The sequence below is a fragment of the Pseudomonas sp. AFG_SD02_1510_Pfu_092 genome, from assembly GCF_003331055.1.
In the GTDB taxonomy this organism is placed as follows: Bacteria; Pseudomonadota; Gammaproteobacteria; order Pseudomonadales; family Pseudomonadaceae; genus Aquipseudomonas.
The window spans coordinates 86683-109026 of sequence record NZ_PUQD01000005.1 but is presented as its reverse complement, the minus strand read 5'-3'; the positions used below and the strand labels follow the sequence as shown (position 1 = coordinate 109026).

Sequence of the window (22344 nt, the reverse complement as noted above, 5' to 3'; positions counted from 1 at the left end):
GAGGGGATATCCCGGCCTGCCTGTACCGAGGTCCCCGAAACGGGTGCTGCGAATAAAAGAGGGGTTCACCCGGCCTGCCTGTACCAGGGCCCCCGAAACTGGGTATGTATTGGCTATTGCAGGGGGCGTGCCAGGTTTGCCAAGCCCGTGAATAAAGGGCTTTGAGGGGAATCTGGCCGGGTTTTGAGGGGATTTGTGCCTTGGAGAGGTGCATCGGGCACAGGATCGGTGCATCGGAGGGCTGAAACTTGTTCTGGTTCTTACAACGCATTCGCGGGTAAACCCGCTCCCACAGTGACTGCGCTAACCTTGAGGCTGGCGCTGTACCTGTGGGAGCGGGTTTACCCGCGAATGCGTCGGTGCAGGCAGTCAATGGTTAATGGTCGTCACCTTCCTCATCATCGCCACCCGCCACGTTCATTCCCAGCTCCTTGATCTTGCGCGTCAGGGTATTGCGCCCCCAGCCCAGCAACAGCGCCGCATCCCGCCGGCGCCCGGCGGTATGCTTGAGCGCCGTCTCGATCATGATCCGCTCAAAGCTTGGCACCGCGCTGTCCAGCAGGCTGGTCTGCCCGCGCGCCAGTGCCTGGTCGGCCCACTGGCGCAGGGCCTGCTCCCAGTTGGTGACTGGCGCGGCGTCCTGCGGCAGGTTCAGCAACTCTGGCGGCAGGTCGCCGATCAGCACTTCGCGGCTGGAGGCCATCACGGTGATCCAGCGGCAGGTGTTCTCCATCTGCCGCACGTTGCCTGGCCAAGGCAGGTTGCGGATGAATTCCTCGGTCTCCGGCTTGAGAATCTTCGGTTCCACTGCCAGCTCCTGAGCTGCGCGGGCAAGGAAATGGCGGGCGAGGGCGGGGATATCCTCGCGGCGGTCGGCCAGCCGTGGGATGTGGATGCGGATCACATTCAGGCGATGGAACAAGTCCTCGCGGAACTTGCCGGCCTGTACCAGCGACTCCAGGTTCTGGTGCGTGGCGGCGATGATGCGTACATCGACCTTGACCGGCACATGGCCGCCCACCCGATAGAACTCGCCATCGGCCAGCACCCGCAGCAGGCGGGTCTGGGTGTCGGCGGGCATGTCGCCGATTTCGTCGAGGAACAAGGTGCCGCCGTCCGCCTGTTCGAAGCGCCCCCGGCGCAGGTTGGCCGCACCGGTGAAGGCGCCTTTTTCGTGGCCGAACAGTTCCGACTCCATCAGGTCCTTGGGGATGGCGGCCATGTTCAGGGCGATGAACGGCGACGCCGCGCGCGGGCTGTGCCGGTGCAGGGCGTGGGCCACCAGCTCCTTGCCGGTACCTGACTCGCCGTTGATCAGCACGGTGATGTTCGAATGGCTGAGGCGGCCGATGGCGCGGAACACCTCCTGCATCGCCGGTGCTTCCCCGATGATTTCCGGGGTGCGTGCCAGGTTCTGCGGCACATCCAGCCCTTGTTGCTCCTGGGCGTGCTGATTGGCGCGCTTGACCAGCGACACCGCCTCGTCAACGTCGAACGGTTTGGGCAGGTACTCGAAGGCGCCACCTTGATATGAGGCCACGGCGCTGTCCAGGTCGGAGTGCGCGGTCATGATGATGACCGGCAGCCGTGGGTGCTGCTCGCGAATCTGCGCCAGCAAGTCGAGGCCGCTGGTACCGGGCATGCGGATATCGGAAATGATCACATCCGGCTGCTGGCGCGCCAGGCGGCCCATCACGCCATCGGCGCTGTCGAAGCTCTGGGTGGTCATGCCCTCCTGTTGCAGGGCTTTTTCCAGTACCCAGCGGATGGAACGATCATCGTCGACGATCCATACGGTTTCACTTCGGCTCATGAGGCTGTGGCTCCTTGTTCCAGAGGCAGGTAGATCGAGAAGGCGGTGTGGCCTGCATGGCTTTCACACTCGATCAGGCCCTGGTGCTGGCTGATGATGTTCTGGGTAATGGCCAGGCCCAGCCCGGTGCCGTCCGGGCGGCCGCTGACCATGGGGTAGAAGAGGGTTTCCTGCAGTTCTGGCGGAATGCCCGGGCCGTTGTCGATGATTTCCACCCGTGCCACCAGGCGATGGCGCACGTGGCCGATGGTGAACTGGCGCAGGGCGCGGCTGCGCAGGGTGATGCGGCCCAGGCGCAGTTCGTTCTGCGAACTGATCGCCTGCATGGCGTTGCGCACGATGTTGAGCACGGCCTGGATCATCTGCTCGCGGTCGATCAGCACGTCCGGCAGGCTCGGGTCATAATCGCGCACCAAGGTGATGCAGCCCTGGCTTTCGGCTTCCACCAGGCTGCAGACCCGCTCCAGTACCTCGTGGATGTTGGTCATCGCCAGCGATGGCAGCTTGTTCGAGCCGAGCATGCGGTCGACCAGGTTGCGCAGGCGGTCCGCCTCTTCGATGATCACGTTGGTGTAGTCGCGCAGGCTTTCCTCGGGCAGCTCGCGGGCCAGCAACTGGGCGGCGCCGCGGATACCGCCAAGGGGGTTCTTGATCTCGTGGGCCAGGCCGCGCACCAGCATCTTGGTGGTTTCCTGCTTGCTCAGCTGGGCCTCTTCCTTGGTGATGCGCAGCAGCCGGTCACGCGGGTGCACTTCGAGCAACAACAGGGTCTGGCCCTGGTGCAGGATCGGCGTTACCGCATAGTCGACGGTGATGGTCTGCCCGGTCAGCGAGGTGAGCTGCGCTTCGCGCTTGGTGAACGGGTGCGCCTGTTCGACCGCCTGGCGCAGCGAGCTGAGTGCCTCGGTCGACTCGGTGAACAGTTCGCTGATGAACTGCCCGTGGCTGCGCTGGCCACTGACCGCCAGCAGCATTTCCGCCGCCGGGTTCATGTATTCCAGGCGCAGCTCGGCGTTGAGCAGCAGCGTGGCGGTGGTCAGGTTGTCCAGTAACAGACGGTGCTGTGCATCGCTGATGGTCATAAGGCGTCGTTGACCTCTTTTGGCGCTTGGCCGGCTTGGCGCCATGGCTGTGCGCAGGTTGGATCCGCTGATGCGAGACTCTCTGCCTGGAAAAATGCAAGAAACAAACCAAAGCTCCGAAAAGAAGCGGGATTGGCCGATTAAGGCCTGAATCTGCGCGAATTCGGACCATAAAGTCTTGGTGAAGCGTTTCACTTGAACCAGATTGGGGAGCAAATAGGGGCACGGCGTTCAATCGTGCACCAAGATAGAGCATAGCGTGACGGGCGGGGTTTCTGTGTACCGCACAAATGAAAACGGCCTCCCGAAGGAGGCCGTCGTGATCAGGCTACCGGCGCCAGGCGCCGATCAGATCAGCAGCTGTAGTACAGCTCGTATTCCAGCGGGTGCACGAAGGTGCGGACTTTGATTTCTTCTTCGCTCTTCAGCTCGATGAAGGCATCGATGAAGTCGTCGGAGAACACGCCGCCCTTGGTCAGGAACGCACGGCCCTTGTCCAGCTCTTCCAGGGCTTCTTTCAGGCTGCCGCAAACTTGCGGAATGTCCTTGGCCTCTTCTGGTGGCAGGTCGTACAGGTTCTTGTCGGCAGCATCGCCTGGGTGGATCTTGTTCTGGATGCCGTCCAGGCCGGCCATCAGCAGGGCTGCGAAGGCCAGGTACGGGTTGGCCGACGGGTCCGGGAAGCGTGCTTCGATACGGCGGGCTTTCGGGCTGCCGACGTAAGGAATACGGATCGAGGCGGAACGGTTGCGCGCCGAGTAGGCCAGCATTACCGGGGCTTCGAAGCCTGGGACCAGACGCTTGTAGGAGTTGGTCGACGGGTTGGTGAAGCCGTTCAGGGCCTTGCCGTGCTTGATGATGCCGCCGATGAAGTACAAGGCGGTATCGGACAGGCCGGCATAGCCTTCACCGGCGAAGGTGTTCTTGCCGTCTTTCCAGATCGACATGTGTACGTGCATGCCCGAGCCGTTGTCGCCGTACAGTGGCTTCGGCATGAAGGTGGCGGTACGGCCGTAGGCGTCGGCAACGTTGTGCACGACGTATTTCAGCGCCTGTACTTCGTCAGCCTTCTTCACCAGGGTGTTGAACTTGACGCCGATTTCGTTCTGGCCGGCAGTTGCCACTTCATGGTGGTGAACTTCGACGGTCTGACCCATTTCTTCCAGTGCGTTGCACATGGCAGTACGGATTTCGTGGTCGTGGTCGAACGGCGGAACCGGGAAGTAGCCGCCTTTCACGCCTGGGCGGTGGCCCTTGTTGCCGCCTTCGACGTCCGCACCGGTCATCCACGAGCCTTGCTCGGAGAAGATCTTGAACATCGAACCGGAGATGTCCGAGTGGAACTTCACTTCGTCGAAGATGAAGAACTCAGGCTCTGGGCCGGCGAATACGGTGTCACCGATGCCGGTGCTCTTCAGGTACTCTTCGGCGCGCTTGGCGATGGCGCGTGGGTCACGATCGTAGCCCTGCATGCTCGACGGGTCGACGATGTCGCAGGTGATGATCAGGGTCGGCTCTTCGGTGAACGGGTCCAGTACGGCAGTTTCGTCGACCGGCATCAGGATCATGTCGGAGGCTTCGATGCCTTTCCAGCCAGCGATGGAGGAACCGTCGAACATCTTGCCGACTTCGAAGAAGTCGTCGTCCAGCGCATCACGCGACGGCATGGTCACGTGGTGCTGAATGCCTTTGGTGTCCGTGAAACGCAGATCAATCCACTTGACGTCATGATCTTTGATGAGTTGAACCGACTTCGACATGTTGTCCTCCGGATGGTCTAGAGCGCGGTTGGCCGCTGCCCTGGAAAAAGGGTGTTGCCGGGCGCGGATAGTCGGCCAAGCTTACCTGCCTCACAAGGGAGCAAATTGCATGCCAGTGCCCGAAAATGGCGAGTTCGGGATAAAAGGGGGCGTCTGTGGGCATTGGGCAGGGGCTTGGCCCGGAAAAGTGCACTGTTACGAGGCGATTTTTGGTGGTCGCGCACCAATAGCGTGCATGGCTTGGATGTTGTGCCTTCTTTGGGGGCCTCTTCGCGGGTCAACCCGCTCCCACAGGGGCCGCACAGATTTCGAAGGTTGTGACATTCCTGTGGGAGCGGGTTCACCCGCGAAAGGGCCGGCACAGCCGCCGCAAAACCTGTTCCCTGTATTTATCTGCAAGCTTCTGATCAAAAGTTGGTCAAATCCTGAGCAATTTCCGATATAATTCGCGCCCCTCATTTTCGGCAGGCCCTGCGCGCGCTGTTAACCAATGAAACTTATCGTCAAAGTCTTCCCAGAAATCACCATCAAGAGCCGGCCGGTGCGCAAGCGCTTCATCCGCCAGCTCGGCAAGAACATTCGCAACGTGCTCAAGGACCTCGACCCTGAGCTCGTGGTCGATGGTGTCTGGGATAATCTCGAAGTGGTCACCCGCGTCGAAGACGAAAAAGCCCAGCGCGAGATGATCGAGCGCCTCACCTGCACCCCGGGGATCACCCACTTCCTGCAGGTAGAGGAATACCCGCTCGGCGACTTCGACGACATCGTCGCCAAGTGCAAGCAGCACTTCGGCCACCTGCTGGCCGGCAAGCACTTCGCCGTGCGCTGCAAGCGTGGCGGCCACCACGACTTCACCTCGATGGACGTCGACCGTTACGTCGGCAGCCAGCTGCGCCAGCAGTGCGGCGCCGCCGGCATCGAGCTGAAAAACCCCGAAGTGCTGGTGCGCATCGAAATTCGCGACCAGCGCCTGTACGTGATTCATAACCAGCACAACGGCATCGGCGGCTACCCGCTGGGCGCCCTGGAGCAGACCCTGGTGCTGATGTCCGGTGGCTTCGACTCCACCGTGGCGGCCTACCAGATGATGCGCCGCGGCCTGATGACCCACTTCTGCTTCTTCAACCTCGGTGGCCGTGCCCACGAGCTGGGCGTGATGGAAGTGGCGCACTACCTGTGGAAGAAGTACGGCAGCAGCCAGCGCGTGCTGTTCATCAGCGTGCCGTTCGAAGAAGTGGTCGGCGAGATTCTCAACAAGGTCGACAACAGCTACATGGGCGTGACCCTCAAGCGCATGATGCTGCGCGGCGCCGCGCATATGGCCGACCGCCTGCAGATCGATGCGCTGGTCACCGGCGAGGCGATTTCCCAGGTGTCCAGCCAGACCCTGCCGAACCTGTCGATAATCGACTCGGCCACCGACAAGCTGGTGTTGCGCCCGTTGCTGGCCAGCCACAAGCAGGACATCATCGACCAGGCCAACGAAATCGGCACCGCCGACTTCGCCAAGCACATGCCGGAATATTGCGGCGTGATCTCGGTGAACCCGACCACCCATGCCAAGCGTCACCGCATGGAGCACGAAGAAAAGCAGTTCGACATGGCCGTGCTGGAGCGCGCCCTGGAGCGCGCCAGGTTCATCTCCATCGACCACGTGATCGATGAGCTGGGCAAGGATATCGAAATCGAGGAAGTGGCCGAGGCACTGCCAGGCCAGATCGTCATCGACATTCGTCACCCCGATGCCCAGGAAGACGAACCTCTGGTGCTGGAAGGTATCGAAATCCAGACCATGCCGTTCTATGCGATCAACAGCAAGTTCAAACACCTGGACCCTACGCGCCAGTACTTGCTGTATTGCGACAAAGGTGTGATGAGCCGTCTGCACGCACACCACCTGCTCAGTGAGGGACATGCCAATGTGCGTGTTTATCGTCCGGCATAAGACGCCAGGGCTGTATGGCGGCAGCATCCGCCATCGCCCTCCCGACCATCGGGCCCGCTGAGCCTCAAAGCGTACATATTCGCCGCCTAAACTGGCGGCAACCGAATCCTCTGATCGAGATACAGTTGTGATCGAAAATCTGCGTAACATCGCCATCATCGCCCACGTTGACCATGGTAAAACCACCCTGGTCGACAAACTCCTGCGTCAGTCCGGCACCCTGGAGCGTAACGAGCTCAACGACGAGCGCGTCATGGACTCCAACGACCAGGAAAAAGAGCGCGGTATTACCATTCTGGCGAAAAACACCGCCATCAACTGGAACGGCTACCACATCAACATCGTCGACACCCCCGGCCACGCCGACTTCGGTGGCGAGGTCGAGCGTGTGATGTCGATGGTCGACTCCGTGCTGCTGCTGGTCGATGCCCAGGACGGCCCGATGCCGCAAACCCGCTTCGTGACCAAGAAGGCCTTCGAAGCCGGTCTGAAGCCGATCGTCGTGATCAACAAGGTTGACCGCCCGGGCGCGCGTCCTGACTGGGTTCTGGACCAGATCTTCGACCTGTTCGACAACCTCGGTGCCACCGACGAACAGCTGGACTTCAAAGTCGTCTACGCCTCGGCCCTGAACGGCATTGCCGGTCTGGACCACACCGAAATGGGCGAAGACATGACCGCGCTGTACCAGTCGATCGTCGACAACGTACCGGCACCGTCCGTTGACCGTGACGGCCCGTTCCAGATGCAGATCTCGGCACTGGACTACAACAGCTTCCTCGGTGTTATCGGCGTTGGCCGTATCGCCCGTGGTCGCGTCAAGCCGAACACCCCGGTGGTCGCCATCGACACCAACGGCAAGAAGCGTAACGGCCGTATCCTCAAGCTGATGGGCCACCACGGCCTGCACCGCGTCGACGTCGAAGAAGCTCAGGCTGGCGACATCGTCTGCATCAGCGGTTTCGACGAGCTGTTCATTTCCGACACCCTGTGCGCCCCGGATGCGGTAGAAGCGATGAAGCCGCTGACCGTTGACGAGCCAACCGTTTCGATGACCTTCCAGGTCAACGACTCGCCGTTCTGCGGTAAGGAAGGCAAGTTCGTCACCAGCCGTAACATCAAGGACCGTCTGGACAAAGAGCTGCTGTACAACGTAGCCCTGCGCGTTCAGGAAACCGATTCCCCTGACAAGTTCAAGGTATCGGGCCGTGGTGAGCTGCACCTGTCCGTTCTGATCGAAACCATGCGCCGTGAAGGCTTCGAGATGGCTGTAGGCCGTCCTGAAGTGATCATCCGCGAAGTTGACGGCGTGAAGCAGGAACCGTTCGAAAACGTCACCATCGACATCCCTGAAGAATCCCAGGGCAAGGTCATGGAAGAGATGGGCCTGCGTAAAGGCGACCTGACCAACATGGTGCCGGATGGCAAGGGCCGTGTTCGCCTGGAATACAACATTCCAGCCCGTGGTCTGATCGGTTTCCGTAACCAGTTCCTGACCCTGACCAACGGTGCAGGCATCCTGACCTCGATCTTCGATCGCTACGACACCATGAAGTCGGGCCAGATGTCCGGCCGTCTGAACGGTGTTCTGGTTTCGGTCGAGACCGGCAAGGCACTGACCTACTCGCTGGAAACCCTGCAGGCTCGTGGCAAGCTGTTCGTCGAACACGGCCAGGAGATCTACAACGGTCAGATCATCGGCCTGAACAGCCGTGACAACGACCTGGGCGTGAACCCGACCAAGGGCAAGAAGCTCGACAACATGCGTGCTTCGGGCAAAGACGAAGTCATCGCCCTGGTTCCGCCAGTTCGCCACACCCTCGAGCAGGCTCTGGAATTCATCCAGGACGACGAGCTGTGCGAAGTGACGCCGAAGTCGATCCGTCTGCGCAAAAAGATCCTGGACGAAGGCGAGCGTACCCGCGCTGCCAAGAAAGCCAAGAACTGAGTTAGCTCAGGCTGAATGAAAACGCCCCCGGTCGAAAGGCCGGGGGCGTTTTTGTTTGTATGGAGATGCAAGTTGTACTCTATGTCTGAAGCTGATGTAGGGCGCTTCTTTCAGCAGCCTTCACGGCTTGTATACGGTTGCGGGGCCACCTAGCGTGGAGTGCTTTCTGCAATAGGAAGCAAGCCCATGAAATACCGATTCGCACTGGCCATTCCCTGCCTGATGGCCAGTTTCCATGCCAGCGCCCTGCAGGACTGTAGCGGTCTGCGTTTGCAGGAAGTCGTTCACTGCCACATCGACAATGTACGCCAGACACCGCTGGAGGCCCGATTGCTCGAGCAGGCCTCTGAACCTGTCTACGAATTCCGTCGTCTGCAAATGGTTTCGCAGGTCTGGGAGCCAGAGCCGGTGGTTGAGCCACGTCGCTGGGAGCACGATGTCGAGCTGCACATACCGCGCACTGCCGTGCCCGGCAGAGCCTTGCTGGTGGTGAACAACGGCGTGCGGCACGGGCCGGCGCAGACCCCGGACTATACCCGCGAAGCGTTGCGCGAAGTGGCCCTCAAGTCGCAGATGGCTGTGGTCATGATCAGCGATGCGCCCAACCAGTACGTGACCTTCAGCGATGTTGACCAGCCCTTGCGCGAAGATGACGCCGTGGCCCATACCTGGGCGCATTCGCTAAGAGGGGCTGCGCCGGAATTGCCACTGCATGTGCCGATGGCTGCTGCGGCGAGCCGGGCGATGGACCTGGCTGAGCAGGAGCTGGCAAAGCAAGGGCTCACGGTGGACAGATTCATCATCACGGGTGCCTCCAAGCGCGGCTGGAGTGCTTGGCTTACGGCGTTGGCGGATGACCGGGTGATGGCCATCGTGCCTGCGGTGATCGACGTGGCGGACACCTCGGACATGCTGGCTGGACTACGCAAGCGCTATGGCGGTCACTGGCCCTTGGCACTGGGTTCCTACCAGCAGGCCGGTGTGTTGCAACAACTGGGCACCCCGGCATTCAAGCGGCTAATGACGATGATGGACCCGATGCAATATCTGAACGAGGAGGGGCAGCGCTTGGCGATTCCCAAGTACCTGGTGTCTGCCAGCGGTGATGATTTCTTCGCGCCGGACCCCGTTACCGATTATCAGCAGCGCCTGCCAGGGCAGACGAGCCTGAGGGTGTTGCCCAACTCGGATCACGGCGGGGTGCGTCAGCAGGTGGTCAGTACCCTGGTGCCGGCGGTGACGCGCCTGCGCGATGGCAAACCGCTGCCGAGCGTGCAGGTATCAGAGGGCGGGCAGCCCGGGCAGATGGCTGTCCAGTTCTCCGAGCCACCGGTGGCGGTAAAGGTGTGGACGGCAAGCAACAGCCAGGATCGCGACTTCCGCTATGCCTGCGGGGTGCGTTACCAGTCCGAGACGCTGGTGCCCCAGCAGCATTTCACCCTGCAACGTACGGCGCCAGCGTCGGGGTGGCAGGCGCAGTTCGTCGAGGCGAAGTTCGCTGATGGCTTCGTCGCCACCAGCCCGGTCAGCGTGCTGCCGCAGACATACCCCGAGCATCCACCGACCGATCACGGTGGTGCTTGCCGCAGCTTCCCGGCGGGCGGTGCGTGAGCAGGTGCCGGGATGGGCCTGTCTTCAGGTTGCAGGTGGGCCACCATGGGGCCGCCTCGACATTTTCAGCGCCTATGAGATCGAGCGCCGCCTGCGCGGCGCTCGATCTCCGCCACACCATCACAACCAAGGCATGCGCCCAGTGGTCCTCACCCAATCAAAAGGCGAATCACCGCCCAACCACCTTCGGCTTGTAAGCACAATACCCCGGCCGCGGCCCGACCTTGGGGTGGTTGCGGCAGGTGTCCGGGCGCTTGTCATAAATGGTGCACAGCCGGCTCTTGCGATCCAGGTACATGCAGTCATCGTTGCTCATCCGGGTCAGGGTGAAGATCCCCGACTTCTGGTTGAAGCGCTCGATGATGCCTTCCTTCTGCAAACGCTTGGCCACGTTCTTCGGCGGTTCGTCTTTCTCGAACTCGTCCACCACGCCAATGCGGATCAGATCCTTGATCTTCACCTCCACCGGCAGGGTGCAGCAGGTCGAATGGCAGCCATGGCACATGCTGCTGGTGTAGCGCTGCCAAGTCTCCAGGCGGTCGACTTCGGCAGCGGCGATCAGGGTCGTTTTCATCGTTATGGGGGTGTATCACGGTATCGGGGCGCGCGATCATACCGGAATTGTTCAATTTATGAACAACCTTTTGACCGAATGCGCAAACATGCGTGAAAACCACGAACCCAGGCTTCCGCTCCCGGTCGAAGCGTCTAGGCTGAACAATCTCCCTCCGCTTTCGTCAACTTGCCCGAGGATGCCGCATGTCCCAGGAACCCAAAGCACGTGACGCCGAAGTCGCGGAATTTCGCGCCGCCGTACTGAACAAGCTGACCTATGCGGTCGGCAAGGACCCGGAGCACGCCTTCGACCATGACTGGTTCGAAGCCATCGCCCTGGCCGCGCGCGATCACATGGTCGATCACTGGATGGACCACACTCGCCAGGCCTATCGCCGCAGCCAGAAGCGGGTCTATTACCTTTCCCTCGAGTTTCTCATCGGCCGCCTGCTGTACGACAGCCTGAGTAACCTGGGCTTGCTCGACATCGCTCGCGATGCTCTGGAAGGGCTGGATGTGGACCTGGAGCGCATTCGCCTGCTCGAACCGGATGCCGCGCTGGGCAATGGCGGCCTGGGCCGCCTGGCGGCGTGCTTCATGGAAAGCATGTCGACCCTGGGCATCGCCGCCCACGGTTATGGCATACGCTACGAGCACGGGCTGTTCCGCCAGGCCATGGTCGATGGCTGGCAGCAGGAGCAGACCGAGAACTGGCTGGACTTCGGCAACCCCTGGGAGTTCGAGCGCGCCGAGGTGATCTACCCGATCAGCTTTGGCGGCAGCGTCGAAACGGTGCACGACACCCACGGCCAGCCGCGCCAGGTGTGGTGGCCGGGCGAGACCGTGCGGGCGGTGGCTTACGACACGCCGGTGGTCGGTTGGCGCGGCGCCAGCGTCAACACCCTGCGCCTGTGGCGTGCGCGTGCGCTGGAAGAGCTGCACCTGGAACGCTTCAACGCCGGCGACCATCTGGGCGCGGTGGCCGAGGTGGCGCGGGCTGAAAGCATTTCGCGGGTGCTGTACCCGGCAGACAGCACCGAGGCCGGCCAGGAGCTGCGCCTGCGCCAGGAGTACTTCTTCGTTTCGGCCTCGCTGCAGGACTTGCTGCGGCGTCACCTGAACATGCACGACAACCTGCTCAACCTGCCCGATGCGGCGGCCATCCAGCTCAACGACACCCACCCGTCGATCGCCGTGGCCGAGCTGATGCGGCTGCTGGTCGACCAGCATGAAATCCCCTGGGATACCGCCTGGGAACTGACCGTCGGCACTCTGGCCTACACCAACCACACCTTGCTGCCCGAAGCCCTGGAAACCTGGCCGGTAGCGCTGATGGAGCGCATGCTGCCGCGGCACATGCAGATCATCTATCTGATCAACGCCTACCACATCGACGCCCTGCGGGCGAAAGGCCTGCATGATTTCGATGTGCTGCGGGCGGTGTCGCTGATCGAGGAGGACAACGGCCGGCGGGTGCGCATGGGCAACCTGGCGTTCCTCGGTTCGCACAGCGTCAACGGGGTATCGGCGCTGCACAGCAAACTGATGAAAAGCACGGTGTTCGCCGAGCTGCACAAGCTCTACCCGCAACGGATCAACAACAAGACCAACGGCATTACCTTCCGCCGCTGGCTGTACCAGTCCAACCCGCAGCTGACCGCCATGCTGGTCGAGGCATTGGGCCCGGAGCTGCTGGACGACCCCGAGGGGCGCCTGGCCGGGCTGGTGCCGTTCGCCGACAAGGGCAGTTTCCGCAAGCAGTTCGCCGCCCAGCGCCTGCACAGCAAGCGTGCCCTTGCCAGCATCATCCAGGACCGCGTGGGCGTCACGGTCAACCCCGAGGCGTTGTTCGATGTGCAGGTCAAGCGCATCCACGAGTACAAGCGCCAGTTGCTCAACCTGCTGCACACCGTGGCGCTGTACCAGGCCATGCGCAACGACCCTGGCACCGACTGGGTGCCTCGGGTGAAGATTTTCGCCGGCAAGGCCGCGGCCAGTTATCACCAGGCCAAGCTGATCATCAAGCTGGCCAACGACATTGCCCGGGTGGTGAACAACGACCCGACCGTGCGTGGCCTGCTGAAGGTGGTGTTCCTGCCCAATTACAACGTCAGCCTGGCCGAAAGCATCATCCCGGCGGCGGACCTTTCCGAGCAGATTTCCACCGCCGGTTACGAAGCGTCCGGCACCAGCAACATGAAGTTCGGCCTCAACGGCGCGCTGACCATCGGCACCCTGGATGGCGCCAACGTGGAAATGAGCGAGCAGGTCGGGGCGGACAACATGTTCATCTTCGGCCTCACCGCGCAGCAGGTCGAAGCGCGGCGCCGCGCCGGGGACTTCGGCGCGACGGCGGCGATAGCCGCGTCCAATCGCCTCAACGATGTGCTGCAGGCGATTCGCAGCGGGGTGTTCTCGCCGGATGACCCGTCGCGCTATACCGCCTTGATCGACGGGCTGGTGGCCTATGACCGCTTCCTGGTGTGCGCTGACTTCGATGCCTACTGGGATGCCCAGCGGCGGGTCGAGGAGCTGTGGCACAAGCCGCAGGAATGGTGGCGCATGGCGGTGCTGAACACCGCGCGGATGGGCTGGTTCTCCTCGGACCGGACGATTCGGGAATATGCCAGTGAGATCTGGAAAGCGCTGGATTGATGTAAGCCTGTGCCGGCCTCTTCGCGGGCCCGCTCCCACAGGGATTGCACAGCCTTGGAAACCTGTGCAGTCCCTGTGGGAGCGGGCGAGCCCGCGAATGGGCCGACAACCAGACCACCGGCCTGGTGCGCGCTGAACTACCGACCTATTGTGCCGTCTGAGAGCCGTGGCGAGTCTCATCGCTCGCTAGCCCGCAACTCTCCCTGTAAACTGCGGGGGTTTTCATCCCCCAATCCTTTCGGAGCCATACATGTCCCGCGTTACCCTGAGTCGCTATCTGATTGAGCAGACCCGCAGCAACAATACCCCTGCCGATCTGCGCTTCCTGATCGAGGTGGTGGCGCGTGCGTGCAAGGAAATCAGCCATCACGTGTCCAAAGGCGCCCTCGGCGGCGTGCTGGGCAGCATGGGCACTGAAAACGTGCAGGGCGAAGTCCAGAAGAAACTGGATGTGATTTCCAACGATATCCTGCTGGAAGCCAACGAGTGGGGCGGCCACCTGGCCGGCATGGCCTCCGAAGAAATGGACAACGCCTACCAGATTCCGGGCAAGTACCCGAAAGGCGCCTACCTGCTGGTCTTCGACCCGCTGGACGGCTCGTCCAACATCGACGTCAACGTCTCGGTCGGCACCATCTTCTCGGTACTGCGTTGCCCTAACGAGTACCTGAGCCAGAACGAAACCCTGAACGAAAACGCCTTCCTGCAGCCAGGCACCGAGCAGGTCGCCGCCGGTTACGCCATCTATGGCCCGCAGACCATGCTGATCCTGACCCTGGGCAACGGCGTCAAGGGCTTCACCCTGGACCGTGAGCTGGGCAGCTTCGTCCTCACCCACGAAAACATCCGCGTGCCGGAAACCACCGCCGAGTTCGCCATCAACATGTCCAACCAGCGCCACTGGGAAGCCCCGGTGCAGCGCTACGTGGGCGAACTGCTGGCTGGCGAGACCGGCCCGCTGAAGAAGAACTACAACATGCGCTGGATCGCCTCGATGGTGGCCGATGTGCACCGCATCCTGACCCGTGGCGGCCTGTTCATGTACCCACGTGATGCCCGCGAGCCGAGCAAGCCGGGCAAGCTGCGCCTGATGTACGAGGCCAACCCGATGTCGTTCATCATCGAGCAGGCCGGCGGCGCCTCCACCAACGGTTACGATCGCATCCTCGACATCCAGCCAGAAAGCCTGCACCAGCGCGTGTCGGTAATCCTCGGCTCGAAGGAAGAGGTCGAGCGCGTTACCGCCTACCACAAGGAGTAAGTCATGCTCGCACCTTGGCAGCCGTTGCTGGAGTGGTGGTTCGGTTGGGGCACCAGTCCCCAGGCCGTGGCTGACGAGAAGAGCACGCTGTGGTTCGGCAAGCATCACGATGCCGAGGCCCAGGCGCTGTTCGGCGAGCTGGTCGAGCACGCCCTGGCGGGTGGGCTCGACGAGTGGCAGCAAAGCCCGCAGGGCTGGCTGGGCCTGCTGATCCTGCTGGACCAGCTGCCGCGCATGATCTACCGCGATACGCCGCGCGCCTTCGAGGGCGACCGGCGTGCCCAGGTGGTGGCGATGCAGGGTTTGCAAAAGAACTGGGATTACCAGTTGCTGCCGATCCAGCGGGTGTTCGTGTTGCTGGTGCTGGAGCACGCCGAGGTGCTGGACTGGCAAAACCTGTGCGTCGAGCGCTATCAGACGCTGCTGGACGAACAGCCCGAAGCCAACCGCCGGTTGTTCGAAGGTTTCCTCGACTATGCCGAGCAGCACCAGCGGGTGATTGCCCGTTTCGGGCGCTTCCCGCACCGCAACCTGGTGCTGGAGCGGCCGAGCACCAGCGAAGAGATGGACTTTTTGCTGGAGCCTGGGTCCAGATTCTGAGAGTGCAGGGGCCTGCTGCGCAGGCCATCGCGACGCAAGGCCGCTCCCACAGGGGCGGCTTTTTTATTGGGCGCGCGACTAATGCTTTGTGATTAATCGCACATTAGTGGCCATCCGACCAATGGTGTAGGGGGAAAAGGGGGAGGGCAGGGAACCTGGGGAGGTTTTTTCCGTCGAAGGTCACTGCAGGCCACTCGCCTGTATCCCCTGTCCAGGAGTGTCCTTCATGTCGTTGCGTTCCCTCGCCCTGTTGTCGCTGTGCGTCGTTCTGACTGCCTGCAGCAAGATCAATCAGGAAAACTATTCCAGGATCAAGGCCGGTATGAACAAGGCCGAGGTCGAGCAGTTGCTCGGCACGCCGACCGAGTGCTCTGGCGCGCTGGGCATGAGCAGCTGCACCTGGGGGGACGAGAAGAGCTTCATCAGCGTTCAATATGCAGCCGACAAGGTGCTGATGTATTCCGGGCAGGGTCTCAAATGACGCGCCTGTATCTGCTGCTGGGGGTATGCCTGGCGTTACTGCTGGGCGGTTGTGCCGGCTCCGTGCACGACCCGCTGGCGCCGAAAACCGCTGGTCATGTCGACCTCAAGCGCTACCAGGGCAAATGGTACGAGCTGGCGCGCCTGCCGATGCACTTCCAGGACGGTTGCGAGCAATCCGAGGCACACTACAACCTCAAGGTCGATGGCAGCCTGGGGGTGCTCAACCGGTGCCGCACCATGGGTGATGAATGGCTGCGTGCCGAAGGGCACGCGAACATCCAGGAGCCGGGGCACACCGACAAGTTGTGGGTCGAGTTCGACAACTGGTTCACCAAGCTGGTACCAGGCGTGGCCAGGGGCGAGTACTGGATTCTGTACGTGGACGAGCGTTATCGCACCGCGGTGGTCGGCAGCCCGGACCGCAAGCACTTGTGGCTGCTGTCGCGCACGCCGACGCTACCGGCCTGGGAGCGCGAGAACCTGATGTCGAGGGCGCGGCAACAGGGGTATGACACCAGCCGCTTGATCTGGCGCGCTTCGGACCAGCAAATCGTCAAGATGCACTGAGTTTTCCAAGGACAACTGTGGGTATGGCACCGGCTTCGCCGGTGTTCGCGGGCACGCCCGCTCCCACAGCACCTGTGGGAGCGGGTTTACCGCGAATGCGATAGAACAGGCGCCGGATCACCCCAGCAACTGGCGCAGCACCCCGGCAAACGCCCGCCCGCTTTCCTCTTCCTGCGCATGCCGCCCCTGGCGCACCACCCACTGCCCGTTCACCATCACATCCCGCACCTGGCGGTCCCCCCCGGCAAACAGCCAGCGGTTGAGAATGGCATCGCCATCGGCCGTGGCAATGTAAGGGTCGTGCCCATCGAGCACCAGCCAGTCGGCGCGCTTGCCTACGGCCAGTTCCCCGACCGCCTGCCCCAGCGCCTGCGCGCCGCCCGTCAGCGCAGCGTCATACAGCGTACGCCCGACCATCGGCTGGTCGCCGCGGTACAGGCGGTTGCGCCGTTGGTCACGCAGGCGCTGGCCATATTCCAGCCAGCGCAGCTCCTCGACCACGCTCAGCGACACATGGCTGTCCGAACCGATGCCCATGCGCCCGCCCTGGGCCAGAAAGTCCACCGCCGGGAAAATCCCGTCGCCCAGGTTGGCCTCGGTAGTCAGGCATAGCCCGGCTACCGCGCCGCTGCGGGCCATGGCAGTGACTTCATCCGGCTCGGCATGGGTGGCATGCACCAGGCACCAGCGCCGGTCCACATCCACATGCTGGTACAGCCACTGCAACGGGCGCAGGCCGCTCCAGGCCAGGCAGTCGTCGACTTCCTTCTGCTGCTCGGCAATGTGGATATGCACCGGGCATTGCGGGTCGCTGGCCGCCAGCACTGCGGCGATCTGTGCCGGCGTAACCGCACGCAGCGAATGGAAGCACAGGCCCAGGCGCTGCGCAGGTTGTGCCGCCAGCAGCGGCGCCAGTTGCGCCTGCAGCTGCAGGTACTGTTCGGTGGAGTTGATAAAGCGCCGCTGCCCGTCGTTCGGGGCCTGGCCGCCAAACCCGGCATGGCTGTACAGCACCGGCAGCAAGGTCAGGCCAATGCCGCTGTCGGCTGCGGCCGCGCTGATACGGCGCGACAGTTCGGCCGGGTCGGCGTAGGCCTCGCCGGCCTGGTCGTGGTGCACGTAGTGGAATTCCGCCACCGAGGTGTAGCCGGCCTTGAGCATTTCGATGTACAGCTGGCGAGCGATGACCTGCAGCTGCTCCGGGCTGATCTGCCCGACCAGGCGGTACATCAGGTCTCGCCAGGTCCAGAAACTGTCGTTGGGGTTGCCGGCGACTTCCGCCAGGCCGGCCATCGCGCGCTGGAAGGCATGCGAGTGCAGGTTGGGCATGCCGGGCAGCACAGGGCCGCCGAGGCGCTCGGCACCTTCGGCACTGGCATCCGTTTCGATTGCCGACAGGCAACCATCGCCAGCGACCTCGAAACGGACATGGTGAGCCCAACCGGTGGGCAGGAGGGCACGTTCGGCGTAATAGGCGGGCATTGCGCAGTCCTGTTATTGTTCAGCTTGTATATACATATACAGCCGTTTGCCTGCCGGGTAAACTCCGGCAAGCTACCGTCAATCTATTCTCACAAGGATCAAACGCCGTGCCGACACCTTCTGTCTCCACGCTGGTAGCCCAAATGGGCGAGGGCCCGGCGCCGTTGTACGCCCGGGTCAAGCAGATGATCGTCCAGCAGATCGAGAATGGCAGCTGGCCGCCGCACCACCGCGTGCCGTCCGAAAGCGAGCTCGTCAGCCAGCTGGGCTTCAGCCGCATGACCATCAACCGCGCGTTGCGCGAGCTTACCGCTGAAGGGCTGTTGGTGCGCATGCAGGGGGTCGGCACCTTCGTCGCCGAGCCCAAGACCCGTTCGGCGCTGTTCGAAGTCAACAATATCGCCGACGAGATCGCCGCACGTGGCCACCAGCACAGCTGCCAGGTGATTACCCTGGCCGAGGAAGCCGCAGGCTCCGAACGCGCTCTGGCCCTGGACATGCGCGAAGGCCAGCGGGTGTTCCATTCGTTGATCGTGCACTATGAAAACGGCGTACCGGTGCAAATCGAAGACCGTTACGTCAATGCGCAGATCGCCCCGGAATACCTCAAGCAGGACTTCACCGTGCAGACGCCCTACGCCTACCTGTCCCAGGTAGCGCCGCTGACCGAAGGCGAGCATGTCGTCGAAGCCATCCTCGCCGAGCCCGACGAATGCCGGCTCCTGCAGATCGAGCAGGGTGAGCCGTGCCTGTTGATTCGCCGCCGCACCTGGTCCGGTCGCCAGCCTGTCACGGCCGCGCGGCTGATCCACCCCGGTTCCCGTCATCGCCTGGAAGGACGTTTCAGCAAATGAGCCAGCTGCAATGGTTGCGTGCCAAAGACTACCCACGCATGCCGTGGAAGAACGGTGGCGGGTTCACCGAGGAAATCACCCGCGACGCCGGTGACGGGCTCGAAGGTTTCGGCTGGCGCCTGTCGATTGCCGATATCGAGGCTTCCGGGGGCTTCTCTACCTTCACCGGGTACCAGCGCATCATCACCGTGCTGCAGGGGGATGGCATGCGCCTTACCGTGGATGGCCAGCCCAGCCGGCCACTGGTGCCCTTCGACGCCTATGCGTTCAGCGGTGAAAGCCAGGTGAACTGCGCGTTGCTGGGCGGGCCGATCCGCGACTTCAACCTGATCTACGCACCGCTGCGTTACCGTGCGCGGTTGCAGTGGTTCAACGGTGGCAGCCGGCTGTTCAGTGCCGCCAGCACGGTACTGATCTTCAGTGGCCAGGCGCAGTTGCAGGTGAGCCTCGATGGCCAGCTGCAGCCGGCGCTGGGGTTGTATGACTGCCTGCAACTGAGCGGTAACGAGCGCCTTCTGGAAGTGGAGGTGCTCGGGCGCTGCTGTGTCATCGAGCTGACTGCGCTTTCGTAACGTTCCCCGGCGGCCCTTCGCCGTTACGCGAAGGGGCCGTGTGGCCTGGTAAAAGTTACACGGTAACGCCCCGTAATGGTCTGGCCTGTTACCGAATGCCCCAAGATGGCGCAATGCCTTCTGATTCGAATTCCTCTCGCCAGACCCCCTCACAGCTTTTTCAATCCCCTGGATGCCTTGCGCTCTGTGGGCTGCACTTCCCTGGCAGCACCCAAAAGGATGCCCGGCGAAGCGACTTGGCCGTTCAATTGCATATGCTTGTATGTACAAGTAAAGCCAAGTGCGCGAAAGTGGATAGGCCGTCCCCATTCGCGCTGTACCGACCGCACCACTGGCCCGCCGATCGCGTCGGGTTTTGGATAGATCGCTCGAGGAGCACTTTTCGTGACTGACAACAAGCTGAACAAATTCCGTGACGTCGAGATCCGCGCCCCGCGTGGCAACAAGCTGACCGCCAAGAGCTGGCTGACTGAAGCGCCGCTGCGCATGCTGATGAACAACCTCGACCCGCAGGTTGCCGAAAACCCGAAGGAACTGGTGGTGTACGGCGGCATCGGCCGCGCCGCGCGCAACTGGGCCTGCTACGACAAGATCGTCGAGAGCCTGACCCAGCTGAACGACGATGAAACCCTGCTGGTGCAGTCGGGCAAACCGGTCGGCGTGTTCAAGACCCACGCCAACGCCCCGCGCGTGCTCATCGCCAACTCCAACCTGGTGCCGCACTGGGCCAACTGGGAGCACTTCAACGAACTGGACGCCAAGGGCCTGGCCATGTACGGCCAGATGACCGCCGGCAGCTGGATCTACATCGGCAGCCAGGGCATCGTCCAGGGCACCTATGAAACCTTCGTCGAAGCTGGTCGCCAGCACTATGGCGGCAGCCTCAAGGGCAAGTGGGTGCTCACCGCCGGCCTGGGCGGCATGGGCGGCGCCCAGCCACTGGCGGCGACCTTGGCCGGCGCCTGCTCGCTGAACATCGAATGCCAGCAGAGCCGCATCGACTTCCGCCTGCAAACCCGCTACGTCGATGAACAGGCCAGCGACCTCGACGACGCCCTGGCGCGCATCGCCAAATACACTGCCGAAGGCAAGGCCATCTCCATCGCCCTGCACGGCAACGCCGCCGAAATCCTGCCGGAACTGGTCAAGCGCGGCGTGCGCCCGGACATGGTCACCGACCAGACCAGCGCCCACGACCCGCTGAACGGCTACCTGCCTGCCGGCTGGACCTGGGAGCAGTACCGCGACCGCGCCCAGACCGAACCCGCCGCCGTGGTCAAGGCCGCCAAACAGTCCATGGCCGTGCACGTGCAAGCCATGCTCGATTTCCAGAAGCAAGGCGTACCGACCTTCGACTACGGCAACAACATTCGCCAGATGGCCAAGGAAGAGGGCGTCGCCAATGCCTTCGACTTCCCGGGCTTCGTCCCGGCGTACATCCGCCCGCTGTTCTGCCGGGGTATCGGCCCGTTCCGCTGGGCCGCGCTGTCCGGCGATGCCGAAGACATCTACAAGACCGACGCCAAGGTCAAGGAACTGATCCCGGACGACGCCCACCTGCACCGCTGGCTGGACATGGCCCGCGAGCGCATCAGCTTCCAGGGCCTGCCGGCCCGAATCTGCTGGGTAGGCCTGGGCCTGCGTGCCAAGCTGGGCCTGGCATTCAACGAAATGGTCCGCAGCGGCGAGCTGTCGGCGCCGATCGTGATTGGCCGCGACCACCTCGACTCCGGCTCGGTCTCCAGCCCCAACCGCGAGACCGAAGCCATGCAGGACGGCTCGGACGCGGTGTCCGACTGGCCGCTGCTGAACGCCCTGCTGAACACCGCCAGCGGCGCCACCTGGGTTTCGCTGCACCACGGCGGTGGCGTGGGCATGGGCTTCTCGCAGCACTCTGGCATGGTCATTGTGTGTGACGGTACCGACGAGGCCGCCGCGCGCATCGCCCGCGTGCTGACCAACGACCCCGCCACCGGGGTGATGCGCCACGCCGATGCTGGCTACCAGATTGCGATCGATTGCGCCAAAGAGCAGGGCCTGAACCTGCCGATGATCACCGGCTGAGAATCCAGCCGTGGTGGCTGCGCGGGCGTTCATGGAGGCACCCGCGCAGCAACCCCTGGATGCAGCATTTTCTTGCAAGGACTGCCGATTTCCACTTTCAAGTTTGGGAGCGTCACGCAATGAAAACCAACAAGACCTTGCTTGCCTCGCTGTTCGCCCTCGGCCTGCTCGGCGCCGCCGGCAGCAGCCAGGCCGCCGGCTGGTGCGAATCTGGCAAGCCGGTGAAGTTCGCCGGGCTGAACTGGGAAAGCGGCATGCTGCTGACCGATGTGATGCAGTTTGTATTGAAGAACGGCTACGGCTGCGAAACCGACAGCCTGCCTGGCAATTCCATCACCATGGAAAACGCCCTGGGCACCAATGACATCCAGGTGTTCGCCGAAGAGTGGGTCGGCCGCAGCGAGGTCTGGAAGAAGGCCGAGGCCGCCGGCAAGGTGGTCGGTGTCGGCGCGCCGGTGGTCGGCGCCGAGGAGGGCTGGTACGTGCCGCGCTACGTGATCGAGGGTGACGCCAAGCGCAAGCTCGAAGCCAAGGCGCCAGAGCTCAAGAGCGTGGCCGACCTGGGCAAGTATTCCAGCGTGTTCAAGGACCAGGAAGAACCTGCCAAGGGCCGTTTCTACAACTGCCCGGCCGGTTGGACCTGCGAACTCGACAACACCAAGATGCTCAAGGAGTACGGCCTGGAAAACAGCTACACCAACTTCCGCCCGGGCACCGGCCCGGCACTGGATGCTGCGGTTCTGTCGAGCTACAAGCGCGGCGAGCCGATCCTGTTCTATTACTGGACACCCACTCCGCTGATGGGCCAGGTCGACCTGGTCAAGCTGCAGGAAAAGGACGGTGTGGACAAGACCGTGTCGATCAAGGTCGGCCTTTCCAAGGCGTTCCACGACGAGGCGCCAGAGCTGGTCGCGGTGCTGCAGAAGGTCAACCTGCCCATCGATCTGCTGAACCAGAACCTGGCGCGCATGGCCAAGGACCGGATCGAATCGCCAGCGCTGGCCAAGGCGTTCCTCAAGGAACATCCTGAAGTCTGGCAGGCCTGGGTCAGCGAAGAGGCTGCCAAGAAGATCAACGCGGCGCTCTGAGCGT

17 protein-coding genes are annotated in these 22344 nt (G+C 62.7%); 12 read left to right on the top strand and 5 right to left on the bottom strand.

Going from position 1 to position 22344, the window contains the following annotated elements:
- Positions 1 to 376: 376 nt before the first annotated feature.
- From ntrC to glnA, 3 genes are all read right to left on the bottom strand, one after another.
- Positions 377 to 1813: a nitrogen regulation protein NR(I) gene (ntrC, locus tag C6A77_RS04215; protein ID WP_003249213.1), complete on the bottom strand. Its 1437-nt coding sequence runs from the start codon at positions 1811 to 1813 to the stop codon at positions 377 to 379.
- Entirely contained in the window at positions 1810 to 2895 is a 1086-nt protein-coding gene (gene glnL / locus C6A77_RS04210) for a nitrogen regulation protein NR(II) (protein WP_114168154.1), read from the bottom strand. Before glnL ends, ntrC begins: the two co-directional genes overlap by 4 nt.
- 353 nt (positions 2896 to 3248) lie before the next feature.
- Positions 3249 to 4655, bottom strand: a complete 1407-nt coding sequence (gene glnA, locus C6A77_RS04205) for a type I glutamate--ammonia ligase (RefSeq protein ID WP_114168153.1) — start codon at positions 4653 to 4655, stop codon at positions 3249 to 3251.
- A gap of 490 nt (positions 4656 to 5145) precedes the next feature.
- Here glnA and thiI point away from each other — a divergent pair, with 490 nt between their 5' ends.
- From thiI to C6A77_RS04185, 3 genes are all read left to right on the top strand, one after another.
- Positions 5146 to 6600, top strand: a complete 1455-nt coding sequence (gene thiI, locus C6A77_RS04195; protein ID WP_114168152.1) for a tRNA uracil 4-sulfurtransferase ThiI — start codon at positions 5146 to 5148, stop codon at positions 6598 to 6600.
- A gap of 127 nt (positions 6601 to 6727) precedes the next feature.
- Entirely contained in the window at positions 6728 to 8548 is a 1821-nt protein-coding gene (typA, locus tag C6A77_RS04190; RefSeq protein WP_016712460.1) for a translational GTPase TypA, read from the top strand.
- A 186-nt stretch (positions 8549 to 8734) separates the two neighbouring features.
- Complete coding sequence (locus tag C6A77_RS04185; protein ID WP_114168151.1) at positions 8735 to 10159, top strand: PhoPQ-activated protein PqaA family protein; 1425 nt, start codon at positions 8735 to 8737, stop codon at positions 10157 to 10159.
- A gap of 169 nt (positions 10160 to 10328) precedes the next feature.
- On the opposite strand, the gene C6A77_RS04180 is transcribed toward C6A77_RS04185, so the two are convergent.
- Complete coding sequence (locus C6A77_RS04180; RefSeq protein WP_114168150.1) at positions 10329 to 10733, bottom strand: YkgJ family cysteine cluster protein; 405 nt, start codon at positions 10731 to 10733, stop codon at positions 10329 to 10331.
- Between the two features lie 185 nt (positions 10734 to 10918).
- On the opposite strand from C6A77_RS04180, the gene C6A77_RS04175 reads away from it, so the two are divergent.
- The 5 genes from C6A77_RS04175 to C6A77_RS04155 all read left to right on the top strand — a co-directional run bounded on the left by C6A77_RS04175 (position 10919) and on the right by C6A77_RS04155 (position 16280).
- The gene (locus C6A77_RS04175) at positions 10919 to 13369 is read left to right on the top strand and encodes a glycogen/starch/alpha-glucan phosphorylase (protein WP_114168149.1); all 2451 of its coding nucleotides are present in this window, start codon (positions 10919 to 10921) and stop codon (positions 13367 to 13369) included.
- Between the two features lie 250 nt (positions 13370 to 13619).
- Positions 13620 to 14630 (top strand): class 1 fructose-bisphosphatase, encoded by a 1011-nt coding sequence (locus C6A77_RS04170; RefSeq protein ID WP_114168148.1) that lies wholly within the window; start codon positions 13620 to 13622, stop codon positions 14628 to 14630.
- A 3-nt stretch (positions 14631 to 14633) separates the two neighbouring features.
- A complete protein-coding gene (locus C6A77_RS04165) occupies positions 14634 to 15230 on the top strand; it encodes a DUF924 family protein (RefSeq protein WP_114168147.1) in 597 nt (198 codons plus the stop codon).
- A gap of 226 nt (positions 15231 to 15456) precedes the next feature.
- Entirely contained in the window at positions 15457 to 15711 is a 255-nt protein-coding gene (gene bamE, locus C6A77_RS04160) for an outer membrane protein assembly factor BamE (RefSeq protein ID WP_043200628.1), read from the top strand.
- On the top strand, positions 15708 to 16280 hold the full coding sequence (locus C6A77_RS04155; protein WP_114168146.1) for a lipocalin family protein: 573 nt from the start codon (positions 15708 to 15710) through the stop codon (positions 16278 to 16280). The genes bamE and C6A77_RS04155 overlap by 4 nt, the downstream gene beginning before the upstream one ends.
- Before the next feature lie 117 nt (positions 16281 to 16397).
- On the opposite strand, the gene C6A77_RS04150 is transcribed toward C6A77_RS04155, so the two are convergent.
- Positions 16398 to 17762 (bottom strand): formimidoylglutamate deiminase, encoded by a 1365-nt coding sequence (locus C6A77_RS04150; RefSeq protein WP_114168145.1) that lies wholly within the window; start codon positions 17760 to 17762, stop codon positions 16398 to 16400.
- Positions 17763 to 17905: 143 nt separating this feature from the next.
- Here C6A77_RS04150 and hutC point away from each other — a divergent pair, with 143 nt between their 5' ends.
- From hutC to C6A77_RS04130, 4 genes are all read left to right on the top strand, one after another.
- A complete protein-coding gene (gene hutC / locus C6A77_RS04145) occupies positions 17906 to 18616 on the top strand; it encodes a histidine utilization repressor (RefSeq protein WP_161959645.1) in 711 nt (236 codons plus the stop codon).
- Entirely contained in the window at positions 18613 to 19188 is a 576-nt protein-coding gene (locus C6A77_RS04140) for a HutD family protein (RefSeq protein ID WP_114168143.1), read from the top strand. Before hutC ends, C6A77_RS04140 begins: the two co-directional genes overlap by 4 nt.
- A 384-nt stretch (positions 19189 to 19572) precedes the next feature.
- Positions 19573 to 21252 (top strand): urocanate hydratase, encoded by a 1680-nt coding sequence (gene hutU / locus C6A77_RS04135; RefSeq protein WP_114168142.1) that lies wholly within the window; start codon positions 19573 to 19575, stop codon positions 21250 to 21252.
- A gap of 119 nt (positions 21253 to 21371) precedes the next feature.
- Positions 21372 to 22340: an ABC transporter substrate-binding protein gene (locus tag C6A77_RS04130; RefSeq protein WP_114168141.1), complete on the top strand. Its 969-nt coding sequence runs from the start codon at positions 21372 to 21374 to the stop codon at positions 22338 to 22340.
- Positions 22341 to 22344: the final 4 nt, after the last annotated feature.